Source organism: Mesorhizobium sp. W067, from assembly GCF_054719525.1.
The window spans coordinates 1,918,775-1,939,633 of the sequence record NZ_JBTTII010000001.1 but is presented as its reverse complement, the minus strand read 5'-3'; the positions used below and the strand labels follow the sequence as shown (position 1 = coordinate 1,939,633).

Annotated in this window: 19 protein-coding genes and 1 pseudogene; 11 read left to right on the top strand and 9 right to left on the bottom strand. The window is 62.7% G+C overall.

Annotated elements, in window-relative coordinates:
• Nucleotides 1–75: 75 nt before the first annotated feature.
• Both glnA and ACYG97_RS09575 read right to left on the bottom strand, forming a co-directional pair.
• On the bottom strand, nucleotides 76–1,485 hold the full coding sequence (gene glnA, locus ACYG97_RS09580; RefSeq protein ID WP_023672775.1) for a type I glutamate--ammonia ligase: 1,410 nt from the start codon (nucleotides 1,483–1,485) through the stop codon (nucleotides 76–78).
• 58 nt (nucleotides 1,486–1,543) lie between these two features.
• Nucleotides 1,544–1,882, bottom strand: coding sequence for a P-II family nitrogen regulator (locus ACYG97_RS09575; protein WP_006205430.1), 339 nt, complete (start codon nucleotides 1,880–1,882; stop codon nucleotides 1,544–1,546).
• Nucleotides 1,883–2,266: 384 nt separating this feature from the next.
• Between ACYG97_RS09575 and ACYG97_RS09570 the strand changes: the two genes are divergently transcribed.
• Together ACYG97_RS09570 and ACYG97_RS09565 are read left to right on the top strand one after the other, a co-directional pair.
• On the top strand, nucleotides 2,267–3,820 hold the full coding sequence (locus ACYG97_RS09570; protein ID WP_023691258.1) for a bifunctional ADP-dependent NAD(P)H-hydrate dehydratase/NAD(P)H-hydrate epimerase: 1,554 nt from the start codon (nucleotides 2,267–2,269) through the stop codon (nucleotides 3,818–3,820).
• Nucleotides 3,817–5,817: a hypothetical protein gene (locus tag ACYG97_RS09565; protein ID WP_023734051.1), complete on the top strand. Its 2,001-nt coding sequence runs from the start codon at nucleotides 3,817–3,819 to the stop codon at nucleotides 5,815–5,817. Before ACYG97_RS09570 ends, ACYG97_RS09565 begins: the two co-directional genes overlap by 4 nt.
• A gap of 25 nt (nucleotides 5,818–5,842) precedes the next feature.
• On the opposite strand, the gene ACYG97_RS09560 is transcribed toward ACYG97_RS09565, so the two are convergent.
• Nucleotides 5,843–6,913: a M48 family metallopeptidase gene (locus tag ACYG97_RS09560; RefSeq protein WP_023691260.1), complete on the bottom strand. Its 1,071-nt coding sequence runs from the start codon at nucleotides 6,911–6,913 to the stop codon at nucleotides 5,843–5,845.
• 7 nt (nucleotides 6,914–6,920) lie between these two features.
• Nucleotides 6,921–8,453: an acyl-CoA carboxylase subunit beta gene (locus tag ACYG97_RS09555; protein WP_023734050.1), complete on the bottom strand. Its 1,533-nt coding sequence runs from the start codon at nucleotides 8,451–8,453 to the stop codon at nucleotides 6,921–6,923.
• A gap of 407 nt (nucleotides 8,454–8,860) precedes the next feature.
• Between ACYG97_RS09555 and ACYG97_RS09550 the strand changes: the two genes are divergently transcribed.
• Nucleotides 8,861–10,297 carry a DEAD/DEAH box helicase gene (locus ACYG97_RS09550; RefSeq protein ID WP_023672782.1) on the top strand — a complete coding sequence of 479 codons (1,437 nt, stop codon included), beginning with the start codon at nucleotides 8,861–8,863 and terminating at the stop codon, nucleotides 10,295–10,297.
• 94 nt (nucleotides 10,298–10,391) lie between these two features.
• Here the strand turns inward: ACYG97_RS09550 and ACYG97_RS09545 are convergent, their stop codons facing one another.
• Together ACYG97_RS09545 and ACYG97_RS09540 are read right to left on the bottom strand one after the other, a co-directional pair.
• Nucleotides 10,392–11,372, bottom strand: a complete 981-nt coding sequence (locus tag ACYG97_RS09545) for an alpha/beta hydrolase (RefSeq protein ID WP_023835255.1) — start codon at nucleotides 11,370–11,372, stop codon at nucleotides 10,392–10,394.
• Nucleotides 11,373–11,442: 70 nt separating this feature from the next.
• Nucleotides 11,443–12,264, bottom strand: coding sequence for an SDR family oxidoreductase (locus tag ACYG97_RS09540; RefSeq protein WP_023734048.1), 822 nt, complete (start codon nucleotides 12,262–12,264; stop codon nucleotides 11,443–11,445).
• 214 nt (nucleotides 12,265–12,478) lie between these two features.
• On the opposite strand from ACYG97_RS09540, the gene ACYG97_RS09535 reads away from it, so the two are divergent.
• The 7 genes and pseudogenes from ACYG97_RS09535 (at nucleotide 12,479) to ACYG97_RS09505 (ending at nucleotide 16,887) form a co-directional block, all read left to right on the top strand.
• On the top strand, nucleotides 12,479–13,513 hold the full coding sequence (locus ACYG97_RS09535) for a cysteine synthase A (RefSeq protein ID WP_023672785.1): 1,035 nt from the start codon (nucleotides 12,479–12,481) through the stop codon (nucleotides 13,511–13,513).
• A complete protein-coding gene (locus tag ACYG97_RS09530) occupies nucleotides 13,513–14,256 on the top strand; it encodes an alanyl-tRNA editing protein (RefSeq protein ID WP_023734047.1) in 744 nt (247 codons plus the stop codon). Before ACYG97_RS09535 ends, ACYG97_RS09530 begins: the two co-directional genes overlap by 1 nt.
• 95 nt (nucleotides 14,257–14,351) lie before the next feature.
• The gene (sseA, locus tag ACYG97_RS09525) at nucleotides 14,352–15,203 is read left to right on the top strand and encodes a 3-mercaptopyruvate sulfurtransferase (RefSeq protein ID WP_023734046.1); all 852 of its coding nucleotides are present in this window, start codon (nucleotides 14,352–14,354) and stop codon (nucleotides 15,201–15,203) included.
• 5 nt (nucleotides 15,204–15,208) lie between these two features.
• Entirely contained in the window at nucleotides 15,209–15,772 is a 564-nt protein-coding gene (locus tag ACYG97_RS09520; RefSeq protein WP_023734045.1) for a GNAT family N-acetyltransferase, read from the top strand.
• A 19-nt stretch (nucleotides 15,773–15,791) separates the two neighbouring features.
• Nucleotides 15,792–15,896 (top strand): annotated as a pseudogene (locus ACYG97_RS09515) (OmpA family protein); the annotation flags it as partial.
• 134 nt (nucleotides 15,897–16,030) lie between these two features.
• Nucleotides 16,031–16,498 carry a DUF1203 domain-containing protein gene (locus ACYG97_RS09510; protein ID WP_023734044.1) on the top strand — a complete coding sequence of 156 codons (468 nt, stop codon included), beginning with the start codon at nucleotides 16,031–16,033 and terminating at the stop codon, nucleotides 16,496–16,498.
• 212 nt (nucleotides 16,499–16,710) lie between these two features.
• The gene (locus tag ACYG97_RS09505; protein WP_023734043.1) at nucleotides 16,711–16,887 is read left to right on the top strand and encodes a hypothetical protein; all 177 of its coding nucleotides are present in this window, start codon (nucleotides 16,711–16,713) and stop codon (nucleotides 16,885–16,887) included.
• On the opposite strand, the gene ACYG97_RS09500 is transcribed toward ACYG97_RS09505, so the two are convergent.
• Nucleotides 16,884–18,164 (bottom strand): outer membrane protein, encoded by a 1,281-nt coding sequence (locus ACYG97_RS09500; RefSeq protein ID WP_031215728.1) that lies wholly within the window; start codon nucleotides 18,162–18,164, stop codon nucleotides 16,884–16,886. The two genes, ACYG97_RS09505 and ACYG97_RS09500, sit on opposite strands and share 4 nt — an antisense overlap.
• A gap of 229 nt (nucleotides 18,165–18,393) precedes the next feature.
• Nucleotides 18,394–19,509, bottom strand: a complete 1,116-nt coding sequence (ald, locus tag ACYG97_RS09495; protein ID WP_027050830.1) for an alanine dehydrogenase — start codon at nucleotides 19,507–19,509, stop codon at nucleotides 18,394–18,396.
• A gap of 155 nt (nucleotides 19,510–19,664) precedes the next feature.
• Between ald and ACYG97_RS09490 the strand changes: the two genes are divergently transcribed.
• Nucleotides 19,665–20,138, top strand: coding sequence for an Lrp/AsnC family transcriptional regulator (locus ACYG97_RS09490; protein WP_023668897.1), 474 nt, complete (start codon nucleotides 19,665–19,667; stop codon nucleotides 20,136–20,138).
• Here the strand turns inward: ACYG97_RS09490 and ACYG97_RS09485 are convergent.
• Entirely contained in the window at nucleotides 20,135–20,737 is a 603-nt protein-coding gene (locus ACYG97_RS09485; RefSeq protein WP_032887087.1) for a 5-formyltetrahydrofolate cyclo-ligase, read from the bottom strand. The two genes, ACYG97_RS09490 and ACYG97_RS09485, sit on opposite strands and share 4 nt — an antisense overlap.
• Between the last annotated feature and the right edge of the window lie 122 nt (nucleotides 20,738–20,859).

Below are 20,859 nucleotides of genomic sequence, written 5' to 3'. Positions count from 1 at the left end.
TCTGCTATTGGTCAAACAAAAACCCCGGCGTCTGAACTGACGCCGGGGTTTTTCCTTGTCGCTGAGGCTTATCGCTCAGACCGAATAGTACATGTCGTATTCGACCGGATGCGGTGTCATTTCGAAGCGCATCACTTCGGCCATCTTGAGCTCGATGTAGCTGTCGATCTGGTCGTCGTCGAAGACGCCGCCGGCTTTCAGGAAGCCGCGGTCCTTGTCCAAGCTTTGCAGCGCTTCGCGCAGCGAACCGCAGACGGTCGGAATCTTCTTCAGTTCCTTCGGCGGCAGATCGTAAAGATCCTTGTCCATCGGCTGTCCCGGGTGGATCTTGTTCTTGATGCCGTCGAGGCCGGCCATCAGCATGGCGGCGAAAGCGAGGTAGGGGTTCGCGCCTGGATCGGGGAAGCGGACCTCGACGCGCTTGGCTTTCGGGGACGAGCCGAACGGAATGCGGCAGGAGGCCGAACGGTTGCGCGCGGAGTAGGCGAGCAGCACCGGGGCTTCATAGCCAGGCACAAGGCGCTTGTAGGAGTTGGTCAGCGGGTTGGTGAAGGCGTTGATCGCCTTGGCGTGCTTGATGATGCCGCCGATGTAGAACAGGCACGACTCCGACAGGCCGGCATATTCATTGCCGGCGAAGGTCGGCTTGCCGTTCTTCCAGATCGACTGGTGGACGTGCATGCCCGAGCCGTTGTCGCCGAAAATCGGCTTCGGCATGAAGGTGGCCGTCTTGCCATAGGCGTTGGCGACCTGGTGCACGACATATTTGTAGATCAGCATCTTGTCGGCGTTGCGGACCAGCGTGTCGAACTTGATGCCGAGCTCGTGCTGGGCAGCGGCAACCTCGTGATGGTGCTTTTCGACGCGCACGCCCATTTCGGCGAGCACGGTCAGCATTTCGGAGCGCATGTCCTGCGCGCTGTCGATCGGCGGCACAGGGAAGTAGCCGCCCTTGACGCGCGGGCGGTGGCCGAGATTGCCGGTCTCGTAGTCGGTGTCGTCGTTGGACGGCAGTTCGGTCGAGTCCAGCTTGAACCCGGTGTTGTAGGGATCGGCCTTGTACTTGACGTCGTCGAAGACGAAGAACTCGGCTTCGGGGCCGACATAGATGGTGTCGCCGATGCCTTCGGCCTTCATGTAGGCCTCGGCCTTCTTAGCGGTGCCGCGCGGGTCGCGGTTGTAGGATTCGCCGGAGACTGGATCGAGAATGTCGCACAGGATGACCATGGTCGACTGGGCGAAGAACGGATCCATGTGGACGGTGTCCGCATCGGGCATCAGCACCATGTCGGACTCGTTGATCGCCTTCCAGCCGGCGATCGAGGAGCCGTCGAACATGACGCCGTCGGCGAACATGTCTTCCTCGACCTCGATGACATCCATCGTCACGTGCTGCAGCTTGCCCTTCGGATCGGTGAAGCGCAGGTCGACGAATTTCACGTCGTTGTCCTTGATCTGCTTCATGATGTCTTTGGCTGTCGTCATGTCGTTTCTTCCCTGTGTGATGACGTTTCGAGGAGACGTTAATCTGAAATCAGAAAGCTCAGACGGCGTCCATCCCCGTTTCGCCGGTGCGGATGCGAACGACCTCCTCGATGTTGGAGACGAAGATCTTGCCGTCGCCGATGCGGCCGGTCTGCGCCGCCTTGCGGATGGCTTCGATGGCGCCTTCGACGGCGTCGTCGCCCAGCACGACTTCGATCTTCACCTTGGGCAGGAAGTCGACGACATATTCGGCGCCGCGATAGAGTTCGGTATGGCCTTTCTGGCGGCCAAAGCCCTTAGCCTCGGTCACGGTAATGCCTTGCAGACCGGCCTCCTGAAGCGCTTCCTTCACTTCGTCTAGCTTGAACGGCTTGATGATCGCTTCGATCTTTTTCATGTAAAAAGTGGCCTCCACTGCCAAAAAAACGGGTTGTGCGCCCCGCTTGCGCCTCCATCAAGCACGAACTGTGCCAATTTCAGCCCACGCGAAGCGGTTTCGCGCAATTCCAATGCCGCGCCGCGCCGGGATGCACATTCGCGTCATCCTCTGCTTCGGCTGCGGCAAAGCTGCCCGAAGCCTACACATTGCCGCTTCGGGCGTCTGCACGATAATTAGGCAGATTGCGCATTTTGCAGGCCCGCGCGGAACCGTGGCACCAGTCTGCGAAAGGATTGGCCGCACGCCAACGCAGCACCTGGCCGTTTGCTTCGAATCCGAAACTGGACAATGCTCGATAGGGACAAAGGGGTCGGCCTTGAACGAAATGCGGATCGGCAATCCATGAGCAATGAAGTCCTGTCGCCGGCCGAGATGGGCGAGGCCGACCGGCTGGCGATCGCGGCCGGTCCGCTCGACGGCTATGGCCTGATGCAGCGCGCCGGCGAAGCGGTCGCTGCTGTGGTCCTGGCACGCTATCCCGCAGCAAGCCGCGTGCACGTGCTGTGCGGCCCCGGCAATAATGGTGGCGACGGCTATGTTGTAGCGCGGTTGCTGGCCGAGGCTGGTGTGAATGTGGCGCTCTGGGCCGAAGGCAAGCAGAAGCCCGGGAGTGATGCGGCGCGAGCTTCCGAGGCCTGCAATCTGCCGGTCGAGCACATCGGACACTGCTACCCGGAACCGGGTGAAGTCGTCGTGGACGCGCTCTATGGTGCGGGATTGTCGAAGAAGATATCCCTGCATGCCTCTGCCGTCTCAGGATTGGCCGCGGCGGAGCGCGTGCCTGTGGTGTCAATCGATCTGCCTTCTGGTGTGTCGGGCGAGACCGGCTTGAGCAACGCTTATTTCAAGGCCGACGTGACGGTGACGTTCGTGCGGAAAAAGCCCGGCCATCTGCTGATGCCGGGGCGCAGCCTCTGCGGCGAGATCATCATCGCCGATATCGGCATTCCGGATGCGATCGTCGATGAGTTCAAGATCAAGACGTTCGAGAACACGCCTGATTTCTGGCTATACAGTTTTCCGAAAACGGCGGTCGATACACATAAGTATAAGCGCGGCCACGTCAGCGTCTTTTCCGGCGGGCCGAGCGCGACAGGTGCGGCGCGGCTGTCGGCGATGGCTGCAGCCAGAGCCGGGGCAGGGGCGGTGACCGTGCTCTCGCCTGAAAATGCCATGCAGGTAAACGCCGCGCATCTGACATCGATCATGCTGCGCGAGGCCGGTTCGATGGAGGAAGTGCAGGAATTTTTGTCGGCGAGGCACCCCGAAGTACTTGTGTTCGGACCAGGGCTCGGGCCGAAACCCAAAGTGGGGGATTTCGCGTTGCAATTGATCGCGACGGTCGCTGACCTAAACCGCACGTCGACGAGTTCATTCGGAATTCAGCGCCCTGCCATTGTCTTGGATGCTGACGCCATCACGTCATTGGCGCATCAGCCTCAGGCCCTGTTCGACGCCGCGCTGCTCCCGTGGGCGCCGGTATTGGTGCTGACGCCGCATGAAGGCGAATTCGCCAGACTTTTTCCCGACATCGCGAAGGACAAGAAGCAGTCGAAACTCGCCAAGGCGCGCGCAGCCGCTGAACGAGCCAACGCCATCATGGTCTACAAGGGCGCCGACACCGTCATCGCGGCGCCGGACGGCCGCGCGGTGATCAACGCCAATGGTGCACCATGGCTCGCCACCGCCGGTTCCGGCGACGTGCTGGCGGGCATTGTCGCCGCGCTGCTGGCGCAGGGCATGCAGGCATTCGAGGCCGCCTGCGCAGCGGTCTGGATACACGCCGAGGCCGGCAGCCGCTTTGGACCCGGTCTGATCGCCGAGGATCTCCCGCTGGCCCTGGTGCCGGTGCTGCGTGAACTTGTCGAGGCACGGCAGAAGGTGCCGATCGGATGAAGCGTTTCGCGCTCGCCATTGCAGCCATCATCGCGCTGTTCGCCTCGCATGGCGTGCGCGCTGAGCAGCCGGTGACCATCGTCGACGATCCGGCGGTGCTCGCCGCCCTCGATGCCAAGGGGTTTGGCTTCGCCGGCATTTTCGCCGTCGACGGCGCGGACGATCTGAAGACGCTCTACAGTGAGGTGCCGGCCTATCGTGCTGTTGTCGACATGGTGGCGGCCGATATTGCCACGCTGCGGGCCGAGATAAAGGCCGGCGGGCGCACGCTCTACGAGGTGACCGACGGCAATGTCGGCCGCATCATGGATATGCGCTGGCTGAAGACCGAGGCCGCGCGCTTCCGCCTGGTCGGCGTCGTCAACCGGCTGGACCGGCGTGACTTCACCGCGCTGCAAGGCGACAAGAGCTGTGGCGAGGTGCGCTTCATCTATCGCCTGGCCTACAGTTTCCGCAAGAACGGCAAGGTTCTGGCATCGCGGCTGCCATTCAATTTCAACGCCGTCTACAGCGTGGCGCCGGATGCCGATGGCGGCTGCGTCGGCGTTGCCGGGCGCTGGACACCGCAGATCGACGAAAACGTCGATGCCGGCTGGCTGGCCGGCGGTTCGCTGGCACCGGAGGAACTGACGTTCAAGCAGCTTGAACTCAATGCGCAGGTGGTGCGTTTTCCCTCGGGACAGGAGACCCAATTCGGCGGGCAGGCGGCCTATCTGATGCGGATCTTCGGTATCGATGGCGCTGCCATCAGCGAGAAGCCGCTGGAGAATACGCCTGACGTTGCGCGGCTCTCGGATGATGCCGCACTGAAGAAAGGGCTCGCCGACTACGTCAGCGCCAATGTCGCGGCCATCGATCTCGGCGTCTACGAAATCCCCGACGAATTCCTGGCCAAGAAAATCATCTCGTGGTCGACCTTCGGCAGCGCGAGACGGGCCAACCATCCGTTCACGCCGCTGTTCCAGCCAGCGGATTTCGCCGGCTTGGACTATGCGGCGCTAAAGCTGGTGCGGACACCGGAGGCGCTGGTCGAGCGGCTGGACAATGGCGCCTGCCAGGGCTGCCACCAGGCGGGCTCGACGGCCGGCTTTCACTTCATTGGCCTCGACGACAAAACGACGTCGCCTCTCAACCGGATCGAGGTCGGCATCTCGCCGCATCTCCATGCCGAGATTCCGCGACGTGAGGCCTGGCTGCGCGCGACGGAAGAAGGCAAGGAGCCGAACCGCTACCGGCCGCTGTCCTTCGCGCCGCCAGCGACATGGACCGATGCCGGCGATGTCGACTACGCCCCGGCCGAGATGGCGATGCCGTGCCTGATGCCGGATGATGCAAAACGCTTCGGCGCGACCTGGCAATGCGGTGGCGGCACCGTCTGCACGCCGCTCGCGACGGCTTCAGGCGTGCATACCGCGTTGGCGCAATGTCTGTTGCCCACGGACAGTCCAAAGATGTTTTCGGGCCATCCCTGCCTGACCGGGTCGATCGCCAGCAACCCGTCTCAGCCGTTCAACGACCGCTACAAGATCACCGGCCAGTTCGCGGCTTTTGCGCCGACCTTTTCGCGGACCGCCTACACCTGCCGGCCACCGAAAATCGGCGTACCGGCAGGCATCGCTTATCGCGCCTGCGACGACAAGGACCGCAGCTTCGCCGCATTCAAGACGGGCAAGCCGATGCCATCGGAAATTTGCGGCATGGTCGGCGGCAAGAAATTCGACACCTGCGTCGCCACCAACAATTTCGACCAGTGCCTCGGCGGCGCGGTCAACCGCGGCAACCGTCCAGCCTGCTCGGCTGATCATTTCTGCCGCGAGGACTATATGTGCCAGTCGCTGCCGCCGGACACGCCGGGTGCTGCCAAGGTGAAAGGCATCGGCTACTGCTCGCCGACCTATTTCATCTTCCAGATGCGCATCGACAATCACGCGACGCCCTGGGCGAGCGCGACCAGCGCCCCCAGGAATGCGGGGTTCGGGGCGGCGGAAGAGGAGTGAGCCTGCGAGTTGGGCGACCACCAGTTCAGCGCTGGAGATAGTCTTCCATCCGCGCAGTCCATTTGGTGTCGAATTCCGAAATGTGGCGCTGTGCTACGCTCGAGTTCAGCAGCGTCGAGAGCGCGGTCACGGCGATCGGGTCCAGGTCGGGCGGCTCCGTATATCCAAGCGCCGCCAGCCGTTGAGCCCATGATGGATGGGTGGACTTTGCGTCATCCGGGCTTGCCCACGCCTTGCGGGCGCAAACATCGAGGCAAATGGGTTCTCGCAGCTGGCCGGCAGCTTCCAGCATGCGCTCGAGCGGCGGTCGCGGCGGACGCAAAGCACCTCGCAATTCATGCTGCAAAGGGTCATAGACCGTCTCCGTGAAATGCACGTCTGCCGTGGCAAGAAGCAACAGCGCGCGTGCGGCGTGCTCGGCGTCGCCGGAGGATGCCGCGTGTCGATCTGCCTTGATCTCCGCTTCGCGCGAAAGCCGGATTTCTTCCCGCTCGAACGATTGCGACAGCCAGCCGATAGCGGCGTGGAGCAGGCTGCCTGTGATCGTGGTTCCGGGCGGGGCATACTCGAAGACAAATCCGAAACCGTTTTCGAACTCAGCGAGATTGAGGCTGCCATTGGTATCCTTGTTGCGCACATGCGCGTCCTCATGGGCAAGGATCGCGGCAAGCGCTCTTTCATCGGTCACTGCGAGGAGAGGGATGCCAATGGTTAGAAACAGCCGATTGCCGAGAAGGCCGAGAAGCGTGCGCTCTTCGCGCACGCTGGCGTTCAGGTTGCCCTCTAGTATGACAACCGTGCGCGCAGCACGGCGCGGTCCGGCGACGCTCCGCCACAGCGCCCACAGGCCGGGCGCTTCTGCTTCACTGACGCCTTTGATCTTGCTGCGTCGGAAGCCCGCAAACAATGTGCCGAACAGAAATGCCAAGGCCGTGGTGGCGATCGGCATGACGACGAAGCCGCTGGCGATAAACCAGATTGGATGGTTGTCGAGCAGGGACATCCAGACGCAGAAGATGATGAGAGCGGGAACAACGAAAAACAGGACCGTGAACCTGCCAAACCGCCGACCGGCGCTGATGATCAGTCGCGACATTGGATGTTTACAACGGGATGTTGTCGTGCTTCTTCCAAGGGTTCTGCATGTCCTTGTTGCGCAGCATGCGCAGTGCCCGGGCAATGCGGCGGCGGGTCGAATGCGGCATGATCACCTCGTCGACATAGCCGCGTTCGGCGGCGACGAAGGGCGACAGGAAACGGTCCTCGTAAGCCTTTGTGTGAGCTGCGATCTTTTCGGCGTCGCCAATATCCTTGCGGTAGATGATCTCGACCGCGCCTCTCGCCCCCATCACCGCGATCTGCGCCGTCGGCCAGGCATAGTTCATATCGCCGCGCAGATGTTTTGAGGCCATCACGTCATAGGCGCCGCCATAGGCTTTGCGGGTGATGACCGTGATTTTCGGCACGGTCGCCTCGGCGTAGGCAAACAGGAGTTTCGCGCCATGCTTGATCAGGCCGCCATATTCCTGCGCGGTGCCGGGCAGGAAGCCGGGGACGTCGACGAAGGTGACGATGGGAATGGAAAAACAGTCGCAGAAGCGCACGAAGCGCGCCGCTTTGCGGCTTGCGTCGGAATCGAGCACGCCGGCCAGCACCATCGGCTGGTTGGCGACGAAGCCGACGGTGCGGCCTTCGACGCGGCCGAAACCGGTGACGATGTTCTTGGCAAAGTTCTGCTGGATCTCGAAGAAATCGCCTTCATCGGCAACTTTGAGGATCAGCTCCTTGATGTCGTAAGGCTTGTTGGCGTTGTCTGGGATCAGCCGGTCGAGCGACAGATCATGGTCGGTGACCGACTGGTAGCACTCGATCTCAGGAAGCTCCGACGTATTTGACGCGGGCAAAAGGTCTACCAGCCGGCGCATCTGCAACAGCGCCTCGACGTCATTGTCGTAGGCGCCATCGGCGATCGAGGATTTCGTCGTGTGGACGGACGCGCCGCCAAGGCTCTCGGCCGTCACCGTCTCGTTGGTGACCGTTTTGACCACATCCGGCCCGGTGACGAACATGTAAGAGGTGTCGCGCACCATGAAGATGAAGTCGGTCATCGCAGGCGAATAGACGTCGCCGCCGGCGCACGGGCCCATGATCACGGAAATCTGAGGAATGACGCCGGATGCGAGCACGTTGCGCTGAAAGATCTCGGCATAGCCGCCTAGCGCCGCCACGCCTTCCTGGATGCGGGCGCCGCCGGCGTCGTAGATGCCGATGATCGGCGCGCGATTACGCAGCGCCATCTCCTGCACCTTGATGACCTTTTCGGCGTGCGCCTCCGACAGCGAGCCGCCGAAGACGGTAAAGTCCTTGGCGAAGAGATAGACCGGACGGCCATTGACGGTGCCCCAGCCGGTGACGACACCATCGCCGGCGATCTTGGTTTTCTCCATGCCGAAGTCGGTCGAGCGATGCTCGACATACATGTCGAACTCCTCGAACGAGCCTTCGTCGAGAAAGACCTCGATACGTTCGCGCGCCGTCAGCTTGCCCTTCTTGTGCTGGGCGTCGATGCGGGCCTGGCCGCCACCCATGCGGGCGATCTCGCGGCGGCGCTCGAGTTCCTTCAGCACGTCCTTCATCGCTCGGTCTCCAGAAATGGCAGCTGCATTTGTGGTAATGATGCCTGCAGGCGTGTGCAAGCGCCGCTTTCGGCCTCGATTATTGCGCTGCAACATGTGGCCCCTTGCATTCCGGAGCGAACTCAGCCATATGCAGCCCATAGGCGCTTGGGCCGGAGATTCCGGCCTTCTCGACAAATGAGACTGGTTGCGTCTGTTTTCCCTCTTTCCGGTATATCGGCCTCTCTTTCCGATACATCACGAAGTGGCGAAAGAGCCCCGTGGCATGACGCCTGCGGGCACGACAGCGCAGCCGAGTGGACGTTACCGTCCGCCCGCCTTGTCGTTTCATATCAAATTTTTCGACGGCAGGTTGCGCCCTGCCGCCATCGATGTTTGCGGCCAAGACCGCGTGAAAGAAGACTATTTTGACCAACGAAAACACCTCAGCCGGTAACGCAATCTCGACCGGCACCACTGCGGACCTTACCGGTTTCGCAGCTCTTGGGATCACCGGCGCGCTGCTCAAGGCGACGCATGGCGCCGGCTTCACCGAGCCGAAGCCGATCCAGACGCAGGCGATCCCGCCGCAGATGGAAGGCCGTGATATCTTCGGCATCGCCCAGACCGGCTCCGGCAAGACCGCGGCCTTCGCGCTGCCGATCCTGTCGAAGATCATCGCGCTCGGCACCAAGCGCCGGGCCAAGACCACCCGTGCGCTGATCCTGGCGCCGACGCGCGAACTCGCCGTCCAGATCGAGGACACCATCAAGATCCTCGCCAAGGGCGCGCATGTCTCAACCGCTCTCGTGCTTGGCGGCGTCTCGCGCTTCAGCCAGGTGAAGAAGGTTGCGCCCGGCGTCGACATCCTGATCGCCACGCCCGGCCGCCTGACCGACCTGGTGCGCGAGGGCGACCTCATCCTTTCCGACACCAAATGGCTGGTGCTCGACGAGGGCGACCGCATGCTCGACATGGGCTTCATCAACGACGTCAAGCGGATCGCCAAGGCGACCGCGCCCGACCGTCAGACGGTGCTGTTCTCGGCCACCATGCCCAATGAAATCGCCGAACTGGCGAAGGGCCTGTTGAAGAACCCGATCCGCGTCGAAGTCGCGCCGCAGAGCACCGCTGCTGCCGAAATCGTGCAGGGCGTTGTCTTTGCCCGCACCAAGCAGAAGCGCCAGGTGCTGTCGACGATGCTCGCCGACGAAGCGATGAAGTCCGTCATCATCTTTTCGCGCACCAAACATGGCGCCGACCGGGTGACCAAGGACCTCGAACGCGACGGCTTCAAGGCCGCCGTCATCCACGGCAACAAGTCGCAGAACGCCCGCCAGAAGGCGCTCAACGATTTCCGCGAGGGCTCGGTGCGCATTCTTGTGGCGACCGACATCGCGGCGCGCGGCATTGACGTTCCCGGCATCAGCCATGTGGTGAATTTCGACCTGCCGGATGAGGCCGAAAGCTATGTCCACCGCATCGGCCGTACCGGCCGTAACGGCATGGACGGCATCGCCATCACGCTTTGCGATCCTTCCGAAAACAGCAAGCTGCGTCAGGTCGAGCGCATCATCCGCAGCAAGCTGCCGATCGTTGCCGACCATCTCGGCAGCCCGGATCCGGTGCGCAATCCGGCCGAAAAGAACGAGCGCTTCGAGCCCGCCAATGATCGCAACGACCGCAATGGCCGTCGCGACGGCAGGCGGCCCGGTGGCCAGAACAACGGCTTCGCCAAGAAGCGTTTTGGTGACAAGCCGGCCTTTGCGGGTGCAAGCGAGCGCAAGCCGGAAGGCGCCAAGGCCTTCAAGGGCAACAACAAGCGCCGCTTCGGCGGCAAGCGGCCCGCGGCGCGGGCTGCCTGATCAGACGAACCGGTCAGGCTCGTCGAGCCTGGCTTGATTGCTGACGATTGAATATGAGGACGGCCGGGGCAATGCTTCGGCCGTCCTTTTTCGTTTAGGGCTGCCCGGTAGTTGCCTGAACCCACACGACGATCCGCTGCGCCAGGAATGCCGTGGTCGAGGGCGACAGCGCGTCGCCGGCAATGACGTGGTTGTCGGGATCGCCATTGTCGTCGACGGGCACCAGTTCATGCGGTGCGCCCCAGCGGCCGGCGATTTCGCGGGTGCGATCCTGGCGCACCACCTTGTCGGAATCCGAGAAGATGAACAGCGCCGGTATGGTTGCCTTCTCCACAGGCGCTGCGTAGGCAAGGTTGGTCAGCGCCGCCATCGGTAGCACGGCCGCCATTGGATAGGTGTGCGTCCAGAGTTTCTCGTGCAGCGCGTTGCGGGTCGTAAAGCTGCGCTCCTTGCCGCCGACGAACTCGGCGATCTGCCTGCCCCAGGGCATGGTCAGCAGCTCGGCGCCTGCAGCCCTGACGCCGAAATTCGGCGAGATGAATGCGATTGCAGCGACGCCGTCCGATGCGCCAGGCTCAGTCGCCGCCCATGCCGCCAGCGATCCACCGGTCGAGGTGCCGATGACGATCACCTTGTCGCCGATGGCCCGGCCGATGGCGAGCGCCTCCTCATAGTCGTTGATCCAGGCATTGACGCTGCCTTGCGCCATAGCAGCGCCGTCCTGACCATGACCGGTGAGGCGGGTGTAGAAAAGGTTGGCGTCGAGTTGGTCGGCGACCTCGTCGGCCAGCGGGCGAACCTCGCCCTTCGATGCCGAAAAGCCATGGATATAGACGATCGCCAATGCCGTCCTGGCGTGAACCATCGGATCGGCCCAGATGATTTCTTTCTCGAGCGCGTCGCGGACGTTGGGAACGGTAGCCTCTTCACGCGCGATATACGCTTGCGGATCGTCGCCGATCACCTTGGGGTCGAAGCTGATTGTTGTGTCGACGGGAACGCGCGGACCAAGCAGGAGGGCCAGGACAAGGATGATGACGACGCCCAGCACCGCAAGCACGATCCGTCGCCCCATCTCAGACACCACAACAATTCTAAAGCCTATGGCGGCCGGTGCAGTCAGGCAACAGCCGGGCTGTGGACAGCTATTCGTTCGGCGGCTTGCGGTCGAAATTCAGCGGCCGCCCTGTCCAGCGGGTCGCCGTGCTGATGAACCACCGGCAGACTGGCCTTGGCAGCAGTGCCAGCAGCTTCAGCCCCCAGCTCAGCCGGTGAGGGAAGGTAACCTCGAAGCCGCCATGCTCGATGCCGCGCAGCATGCGGCGCGAGGCGCGGTTGACCGGCATCAGTCCCGGCATTGGCAGCATGTTTTTTTCGGTCAGCGGGGTGTCGATGAAGCCCGGATTCATCACCTGGATCCGGACATTCATCTTGTCGAAATCGTATTTCAGCGACTCGGCCAAGATGTTGATCGCCGCCTTCGAGCCGCCATAGGCCGCCGTGGTCGGCCAGCCGAAATAGGCTGTGACCGATCCGACAAGCACGATATGGCCGCGCGCACGGACGCGCATGCGCTCCATGAGCGGGACGAGGCCATTGATGATACCGAAATAGTTGACCTCGAAGGTCTGGCGAAAGTCGCGGACCCTGAGGTCTTCGCCGGGCGTGGCGATGTAGTTGCCGGCGTTGAAGACGGCGAGCACGATCGGCCCAAGCTCCTTTTCAATCGCCGCCACCGTGCGTGCCATGCGCGGCTCGTCGGTGACGTCGCAAGGGTAGGCGACGACACGTCCCGGCATCTGCGCCGTCTCGACGATGAGCGCGTCGAGTGGGTCGCCGTCGAGTGCGGTGACCGCGACGACAAAGCCCTTTGCCGCGAGGTCCTTTGCCAGCGCACGGCCGATGCCGCTGCTGCCGCCGGTTATCCAGGCGACGCCGTGCTTCGGGTTGGCCCGGTAAAGTGTCATTCTGCGCCCTGCCGATCTGTCATTAGTGCTCTAGCGGTGAAAAAATCGAATGAAAAGAGCGCTTTTCCGTACTGGTTGAAATGATCGTCATCACGCGTTGTCCGGCCGCGGGAGATTGCAGTGCCCGAAATGCGACTGGACCAGGCGAATTCTTACCTTGAAACGCACGCTTCGGGTTTCTAGGGTCTCGCCGCAGCTACATAAGGAATCCCGGATGCCCCGTTCTGTGATCGAAGCGATCGGCAACACGCCCCTGATCCGCCTCAACAAGGCCTCGGAGCAGACCGGCTGCGAGATCCTGGGCAAGGCCGAGTTCATGAACCCCGGCCAGTCGGTCAAGGATCGCGCAGGCCTGTTCATCATCCGCGACGCCGAACAGCGCGGGCTGTTGAAGCCGGGCGGGGTCATCGTCGAAGGCACGGCAGGCAATACCGGCATTGGCCTGACGCTGGTTGCCAAGGCGCTGGGCTATCGCACGGTGATCGTCATTCCCGACACCCAGAGCCAGGAAAAGAAGGACACGATCAAGCTGCTTGGCGCCGAGCTGATCGAAGTGCCGGCGGTGCCTTACAAGAACCCCAACAACTACGTGAAACTGTCGGGGCGGCTGGCCGAGCAGATGGCGAGGTCGGAGCCGAACGGCGCGATCTGGGCCAACCAGTTCGACAACGTTGCCAATCGCGACGGCCATATCCGCACCACGGCGGAAGAAATCTGGACGCAGACCGGCGGCAAGGTCGACGGTTTCGTCTCGGCGGTGGGTTCGGGCGGAACGCTGGCCGGCGTCGCATTCGGGCTGAAGGCCAGGAGCAGCAACGTCAAGATCGCGCTCGCCGATCCGCTAGGTGCGGCGCTCTATTCCTTCTACACGAGTGGCGAATTGAAGTCCGACGGCAGCTCGATCACCGAAGGGATAGGGCAGGGGCGCATCACGGCAAATCTCGATGGGTTCACGCCGGACTTCTCGTTCCAGGTGCCGGACGAGGAAGCGCTGCCGATCGTCTTCGACCTGATCCAGGAAGAAGGCCTGTGCGTCGGCGGTTCGACCGGCATCAACATTGCCGGCGCGATACGGCTGGCGCGCGAGCTTGGCCCCGGCCACACCATCGTGACCATCCTTGCCGACTATGGCACGCGCTACCAGTCGAAGCTGTTCAACCCGGAATTCCTGCGCGAGAAGAACCTGCCGGTGCCGGGCTGGATGGATGAGCGCAGCACAATTCCGGTGCCGTATGAGAAGGTCGCCTGATGGCGCACAGAACAGAAGCGCTGTTTCGCGACGACGCCTATCTCAGAGCGGCTGACGCCACTGTTGTCGCCATCAACGAGCGCGGCGGCATCATTCTCGACCGGACCATCTTCTATGCCACATCGGGCGGCCAGCCTGGCGATACCGGAACATTAGAGCGCGCCGACGGCAGCCGCATCGCCATTGCCGCCACCATCACCGGCGAGACCAAGGACGAGATCATCCATGTGCCGGCGCCGGAGCAGCCGGCACCCGAGGTCGGTGAGCGGGTGAAACTCGCCATCGACTGGGAGCGGCGGCATCTCCTGATGCGCATGCACGCAGCTTGCCATTTGCTCACCGTCGTCTGTCCGTTTCCGATTACCGGTGCTGCGGTTTCCGAAGATGACAGCCGCGTCGACTTCGACGCTCCCGATGCCGGCTTCACCAGGGAAGACGTCACCGCCGGGCTGATGGAACTGGTGCGAGCCGATCATCCGATCTTCATCAGGCTGATCACCGACGAGGAACTGGCAGCCAATCCTGGCCTGGTGAAATCCAAGAATGTCCGGCCGCCCGCCGGCACCGGCAAGATCCGCCTGGTCTGCATCGGCGACAACGCTTCGATCGACAGCCAGCCCTGCGGCGGCACCCATGTCAAAAGCACCGGCGAAGTCGGTGAAATCCATATCGGCAAGATCGAGAAGAAGGGCCGCGAAAACCGGCGTTTTCGCATTCGCTTCGGACCAATGCCGGTGGCTTGAACGAACCATGATCCCGAAAAGTGGAAGCCGGTTTTCGGGGAAGATCATGGTCAACAGGAAGCAATGCTTCGCCAAGGCGGAGCAGGAGAAGAACAATGGCCGATGACAGCTCTTTCACCGTCGATGCGGACTGGTTGCAGAGCCGTCTTGGCGAGCCCGGCCTGACGATCGTCGATGCATCCTGGTATCTGCCGGCGCAGAAGCGCGATGCGCGCGCCGAGTATGAGGCTGCGCATATTCCGGGCGCGCGATTCTTCGATCATGATGCGGCCTCCGATCCTGATGCCAAGCTGCCGCACACGCTGCCCTCGCCACAGCATTTCGCGCAATATGTAGGCGCCATGGGAATTTCGGCCGACGACACCATTGTCGTCTATGACGGTCCTGGTTTCTTCTCGGCGCCGCGCGCCTGGTGGATGTTCCGCGTCATGGGCGTGTTCCAGGTCTATGTGCTCGACGGCGGCTTCGACCGCTGGAAGGCGGCGGGCCGGCCGGTGACGGCGGAGCCGACCAAGATCGCGCCGAATGTGTTTCATGCCGATTTCGATGCCGCTCGCGTCGCCAGCCTTGCCGACATGCGCCGCATCGTCGAGACTGGCGAGAGCCAGATTGCGGACGCCCGAGGCGCGGGCCGCTTCACCGGCGCCGAGCCAGAGCCCCGCGCGGGTGTTCGCTCCGGCCACATGCCCGGCGCGCACAATTTGCCTTATTCGGCGCTGTCACAGGACGGCGCGCTGTTGTCGAAGGACCAGTTGCGCAAGGCCGTTGAGGATGCCGGTATCGATCTGTCGAAACCGGTCGTCACCTCTTGCGGTTCCGGCATCACGGCGGCTGTCGTCACTCTGGCGCTGGAGACGCTCGGCCACACCGACAACCGGCTCTACGACGGCTCATGGACGGAATGGGGCGGGCTGGCAGACACGCCCGTGGTGACGGGCAAGGAATGATGGCGATGGAAAATGGCGCGCTGGACGACATCGAGGTTACGGTCACGTTTCTGGAAATGCATGTGCCGCCGCCCTATTCGCCGCCGTTGCCCTACAACAGGCAGATCGCGCTGCTCAGGACCAAGGACATTCCGCTGCATTTCTACCGCTATCTGATGGATCGGGTCGGACGCAAATGGCACTGGGTCAATGTGCTGAGGCTGGACGATGACGAGCTTGCCGCCGGCATCCACCGCGAGGACCGCGACATCAGGGTGCTTTATCTCGACGGCGCGCCGGCCGGGTTCTTCGACCTCAAGCCGCATTTGCCAGAGGAAGTCGAACTCGCTTATTTCGGCATGATGGAACATGCGACCGGGCAAGGCATCGGCCGTTGGTTCCTCGGTGCGGCGATTGCCGCAGCATGGTCGTATGGGCCGAAACGGGTAACGGTGCAGACCTGCACGCTCGACCATCCGGCTGCCTTGCCGCTCTACCAGAAGCTCGGTTTTGCGCCGGTGGCGCAAAAGAAGGAGACCGTGCACCCGCTGTCGTTCGCCGAGCGCTCGGCCAGCGTCATGCGGCCGTGACTTTCTCTGACTGAAGGCCGAACCGACCGTTCATGGCGAGGAGTTCCTGCTCGTGCGGACCCAGGACGAGAACTGGCGCAGGCGCCGGGTGACGCTGCGCCGCTTCGACGATTTCATCCGCTGAGCCGGCGCGGGACCTGCCCAATGCCGGAGCAGTCCGGCCTGAGACTGGCCGGGCTGCTGACAGTTGACAGGAATCGGGTGGGAAGTACCTCGGCGGGGGCATAATTTCCGGTCAACCACACCGGAGATTTAGCCATGACCGTCCAGTTCAAAGCCTTGCCGACAGAAGATGTGAGAGCGCTGCAGCGCGGCCGGCCGGACGCCTACGGGCAAACGCCGGAGCGGAAGGTTTCAGATGGCGACGGGGTGCCGTGCCGGCATTGCCTAAGAAACGTCGCCGAAGGCGATGGCTATCTGATCATGGCCTATCGGCCGTTTCCGGCGTTGCAGCCTTACGCCGAGACAGGACCGATCTTCCTGCATGCGCAGGAATGCGAACGCGCAGCCGAGACGGAAGCGCTTCCAGAGATGCTTGACAGCAGCGACTATATCGTGCGCGGCTATGGTGCGGATGACCGCATCGTCTATGGCAGCGGCGGCGTCATTCCGGCTGGCGGCATTGCGGCGCGGGCAGAGACGCTGTTTGAGCGCGACGACATCGCCTATGTCCACGTCCGCTCGGCGCGCAACAATTGTTATCAGTGCCGCATCGAGCGTTTCTGACAAAAAGATGCCCGCCGGTGGTCTGGCGGGCAGTTGGGAACCGTGTGACGGCACGAGCCGTCAAGTTGGCATCCCTGTCTGCACATGTTTTTCGAATGGCTGATGTGAAGCACTTCACACAAGCGCCGCGATTGTCGCCGGCCTGGTGGCGCGCCGACTGCCGGTGAACTGTCGCACTCCCGTCGCATTCGTCCATTAAAAGACGAGTGTCGATGGATTTGCCGACCGCGGATGAACCGGCGGCGATCTCGACAACGAGGAAGCGGGGCTTTGGCTCCGCTTTTTTGTTGTCCGCCGGCCTGTTCAATGCCGATGTCAGGTTTTGCGCAAAGAAAAAGCCCGCCGGAATTGACCGACGGGCTTCGACCGTTGCCGGAGCGGCTTTTTAGTTGAATTTATACTTCGCGCCGAGGCGAACGGTCTGGAAGGAAGGCTCGTCGGTGAGGAAGCCGCCCGACCCGAAATCCTCTTTCTCATACTGCGAATAGCGGTATTCGAGACCAAGCGTCATGTTGCTGGAAACGGCCGTTTCCAGGCCGCCGCCGACCGAGAAGCCGCTCGAGCCCCAGTCGATGATGTCGCCAACGGGCGAGGAGGCATGCAGGTCGAAATGCTGCCAGCTGTAACCGCCGAGGACATAGGCCAGCGTCGATTCGTTGACCTTGGCGCCGATGCGGGCCAGGGCATCGAAGCCATAGTCGGCATCGCCTTTGATCGACCCACCCGGAATGTCCAGCTTCGAGCGTATGCCGGAATAGCGGGCGTCGACCAGAACGCCGGCGACCCAGCCGCCGAAATCATGGTCGTAACCGATGCTCGCCTCGCCGAACACGCCTTCGCCGCCGATGCCATCCAATTCGAGGGCGCTGGCGAGCGTCAGGTCATGCACCACGGTGCCGGCACCAAGCGCGCCGCCGACATAGAAGCCGGTCCAGTTGTAGGTCGGGGCAGCAAACGAGGCACCGCCGCCATTTTGGGCGCCGAAGCGGTAGTTGGCCGCGATGTGGAAGGTGTGGCTGGACGGCTCGACATCCAGAGAGGTTCCCGGGCCGCCGATAATGCCGAGGTCAGCCACCGAGTCGTCGCCATAGTTGGCGTAGCGGTACTCGGTCTTAATCGTCCAGTTGCCGCGCAGCACGGTTTCCATGCCGACGCCGAGAACATAGCCGCCACGATCCTCGGTAAACTCAAGCCCGTCCAAACCTCCGGACCCTTCCAGCTTGAAATGATTCCAGGTGTAGCCGCCGAGCACATAGCCGAGCGTATCGGGGTTCAAGAGATAGCCGGCGCGCAAGCCGACGTCGAAGCCATAAGCGTTCGTCAGGTCGATATCAGCGCCCGGAAGGCTGATCGACGGACCGATATTCCCGATGTTGGCGTCGATGAAGCCGCCGAGTAGGAAGCGTTCAGAGACCATGTAGTCGTAGCCGGCGGTGATTTCGCCAAACACGCCGTTGCCGCCGATGCCGTTGAAGTCGATCACCGGGTCGACGCTGATGCGGTGCACGGTGGCGCCGAAGCCGCCGCCGATGCCGACATAGGCGCCGCTCCAGTTGAAGCCGGCAGGTTCTTCCACCGGCTGCACAACATCGGCGGCATGCGCTACCGATATCAAAGCCATTGCCGAAACGGCGCCGAGAAGAACGGATTTAGCAGAAATGAACATTTTAGCCCCTTAGCATAGAACAAACCCGTCCGTGTTCTAACAGGCTGCTCGCTAATATTGGAATGACAAAAATGCCACATCGATAGGCAAAAGCACCGCCAAGCCGGGCCGTTTCGCCGTGATGTTGCCTTAGAGCCCGCAATTTGTGAGCACGCGGCCAATAAAAAACCCGCCGGCGCAACCGGCGGGTGAGGGAGGCAGAACTGCTAGAGTCGATTAAGGCGTCTGGTCAGGCAGCCAGAACCACTTTCGGTTCGACCAGCTCATAGCCGAGTGCTTCGGCGACGGCGCGATTGGTGATCTTGCCCCTGTGGACATTGAGGCCGTTGCGCAAATGGTGGTCGTCGACCAGCGCCTTCAGGCCCTTGTCGGCCAGCTGCAGGCCATAATGCAGCGTCGCGTTGTTGAGCGCGTGCGCCGAGGTCACCGGCACGGCTCCCGGCATGTTGGCGACGCAGTAGTGGATCACGCCGTCGACCTCATAGGTCGGCTCGGCATGGGTAGTGGCGTGCGAGGTCTCGAAACAGCCGCCCTGGTCGATGGCGACGTCGACCAGCACCGAGCCCTTCTTCATGCCCGACAGCATTTCGCGAGTCACCAGCTTGGGTGCAGCAGCACCCGGGATGAGCACGGCGCCGACGACGATGTCGGCCGAGAAGCATTCTTCCTCAAGCGCCTCGACTGTGGAGTAGCGGGTGTGGACGCGGCCGGTAAAGAGGTCGTCCAGCTGGCGCAGGCGCGGGATCGAGCGGTCGATGATGGTGACGTCGGCGCCGAGGCCGACCGCCATGCGGGCGGCATGCAGGCCGACGACGCCGCCGCCGAGCACCGTGACCTTGCCGGGCAGTACGCCGGGCACGCCGCCGAGCAGCACGCCGCGGCCACCATTGGCCTTCTGCAGCGCGGTCGCGCCGGCCTGGATCGACAGGCGGCCGGCAACTTCCGACATCGGCGCCAAGAGCGGCAGGCCGCCGCGGTCGTCGGTTACGGTCTCATAGGCGATTGCGGTGACGCCGGACGCGAGCAGGCCCTTGGTCTGCTCCGGATCCGGGGCCAGGTGCAGATAGGTGTAGAGAATCTGGCCGTCGCGCAGCTGCGCCCATTCGTTGGGCTGCGGCTCCTTGACCTTGACGATCATGTCGGACTTGGTGAACACGTCGGCGGCGGTCCTGGCGATGGTGGCGCCGGCGGCGCGGTAGGCATTGTCATCGGCGCCGATGCCGGCGCCGGCGCCGCTTTCGACCAGCACTTCATGGCCATGCGCGACATATTCGCGGACGGAGCCCGGCGTCAGGCCGACGCGGTATTCGTGGTTCTTGATTTCCTTGGGGCAGCCGACGCGCATAGTCTTCTCCTGATCCGGCCCTTCGGGCTCGTTCCCTGTATCAACCGAGTGAACCACGAATCGTTGCGCAGGTGTTTGCGAATGCGCTTGCGCGGGGTCACGCGTTTCGATAATCGTTGCGCGAAATCAAGGAAATTTCGCAGGAATCACGAGAAATGCCGCTCGACAGGATCGATATCGCCATTCTCGAGGCTCTGCAGAAGGATGGGCGCATACCCAATGCGGCGCTCGCCGAAAGGGTCGGCCTGTCGCAGTCGGCCTGTTCGCGCCGGCTCGACAATCTGGAGAAATCCGGCACCATCCGCGGCTATCACGCCCGGCTTTCGAATGCCGCGCTCGGCCACCAGATGACGGCGATCGTGCACATATCGCTGTCGGGCCAATTCGAAAAGACGCTGTCGGATTTCGAGGCGGCGATCAAGCGCTGCCCGAATGTGCTGTCGTGCCACCTGATGTCGGGCGAATACGACTATATCCTGCGCATCGCCGCCAAGGATCTGGTCGACTATGAGCGCATCCACAAGGAGTGGCTGTCGGCGATGCCGCATGTGACCAAGATCAATTCATCCTTTGCCCTGCGCGAGATCGTCGATCGCACGGCGATGGGGATGAAGCCGGAACTGGCCTAGCCCTGAGCAGCCTCGGTCACCAGCCTATCCATCGGAATATCGTGCGGCTGCGGGTAAATGGTGGCGATGCGCTGCAGTTCGTAGCCGACGCCGATGACCAATGGCTTGAACGGCATGGCAGCCAGCGTGCGGTCGAAGAAGCCACCGCCATAGCCAAGGCGGTAGTTTCGCGGGTCGATGCCGACGATCGGCGAGATGACGATGTCGGGCAGCACCGGCTCGCCTTCGGCCGGGATCGGGATGTTCCAGATGCCTTTTTCCAGCCGGTCGCCGGGTACATAAGCGCGGAAGATCAGCGGCTGGCCTTTCTCGATCACGATGGGCAGCGCCGTGCGGCCGCCGCGTTCGTTGATCGACGCCATCCACGGCCGCAGGTCCGGCTCGCCGCGAAACGGCCAATAGAGGCTGACCATGCGGCCGGCAATGTCGCCGATGGCCGCGTCGAGCCCTTCGGCGATAGCCCGCGACATCGCCACCCGCGCATCGGCGGAAACCGCCAACCGTGCCGCGATCAGACGCTCGCGCTCGGCCTTGCGCCAACGGCGCACATCGGTCCAGTCGGTCAATGGCGCGCGAAATTCCGGATCGAGTTCGTGCATGAAGCAAGGCGGCGAAGAATATTGCGCCCGCCCTTTGCGATCTTTGTCATCGCCGTTGGCCATGCTTCACTCCCGTGGTTCCAGCCCCTGCAAGGCTATACCCGTCCAGGCTTGCCGACATA

Excerpts from the sequence above, each read along its gene's own strand:
- glnA (WP_023672775.1), bottom strand. The coding sequence starts at position 1,485 with ATGACGACAGCCAAAGACATCATGAAGCAGATCAAGGACAACGACGTG.
- ACYG97_RS09575 (WP_006205430.1), bottom strand. The coding sequence starts at position 1,882 with ATGAAAAAGATCGAAGCGATCATCAAGCCGTTCAAGCTAGACGAAGTG.
- ACYG97_RS09570 (WP_023691258.1), top strand. The coding sequence starts at position 2,267 with ATGAGCAATGAAGTCCTGTCGCCGGCCGAGATGGGCGAGGCCGACCGG.
- ACYG97_RS09565 (WP_023734051.1), top strand. The coding sequence starts at position 3,817 with ATGAAGCGTTTCGCGCTCGCCATTGCAGCCATCATCGCGCTGTTCGCC.
- ACYG97_RS09560 (WP_023691260.1), bottom strand. The coding sequence starts at position 6,913 with ATGTCGCGACTGATCATCAGCGCCGGTCGGCGGTTTGGCAGGTTCACG.
- ACYG97_RS09555 (WP_023734050.1), bottom strand. The coding sequence starts at position 8,453 with ATGAAGGACGTGCTGAAGGAACTCGAGCGCCGCCGCGAGATCGCCCGC.
- ACYG97_RS09545 (WP_023835255.1), bottom strand. The coding sequence starts at position 11,372 with ATGGGGCGACGGATCGTGCTTGCGGTGCTGGGCGTCGTCATCATCCTT.
- ACYG97_RS09540 (WP_023734048.1), bottom strand. The coding sequence starts at position 12,264 with ATGACACTTTACCGGGCCAACCCGAAGCACGGCGTCGCCTGGATAACC.
- ACYG97_RS09535 (WP_023672785.1), top strand. The coding sequence starts at position 12,479 with ATGCCCCGTTCTGTGATCGAAGCGATCGGCAACACGCCCCTGATCCGC.
- ACYG97_RS09530 (WP_023734047.1), top strand. The coding sequence starts at position 13,513 with ATGGCGCACAGAACAGAAGCGCTGTTTCGCGACGACGCCTATCTCAGA.
- sseA (WP_023734046.1), top strand. The coding sequence starts at position 14,352 with ATGGCCGATGACAGCTCTTTCACCGTCGATGCGGACTGGTTGCAGAGC.
- ACYG97_RS09520 (WP_023734045.1), top strand. The coding sequence starts at position 15,209 with ATGGAAAATGGCGCGCTGGACGACATCGAGGTTACGGTCACGTTTCTG.
- ACYG97_RS09510 (WP_023734044.1), top strand. The coding sequence starts at position 16,031 with ATGACCGTCCAGTTCAAAGCCTTGCCGACAGAAGATGTGAGAGCGCTG.
- ACYG97_RS09505 (WP_023734043.1), top strand. The coding sequence starts at position 16,711 with ATGGATTTGCCGACCGCGGATGAACCGGCGGCGATCTCGACAACGAGG.
- ACYG97_RS09500 (WP_031215728.1), bottom strand. The coding sequence starts at position 18,164 with ATGTTCATTTCTGCTAAATCCGTTCTTCTCGGCGCCGTTTCGGCAATG.
- ald (WP_027050830.1), bottom strand. The coding sequence starts at position 19,509 with ATGCGCGTCGGCTGCCCCAAGGAAATCAAGAACCACGAATACCGCGTC.
- ACYG97_RS09490 (WP_023668897.1), top strand. The coding sequence starts at position 19,665 with ATGCCGCTCGACAGGATCGATATCGCCATTCTCGAGGCTCTGCAGAAG.
- ACYG97_RS09485 (WP_032887087.1), bottom strand. The coding sequence starts at position 20,737 with ATGCACGAACTCGATCCGGAATTTCGCGCGCCATTGACCGACTGGACC.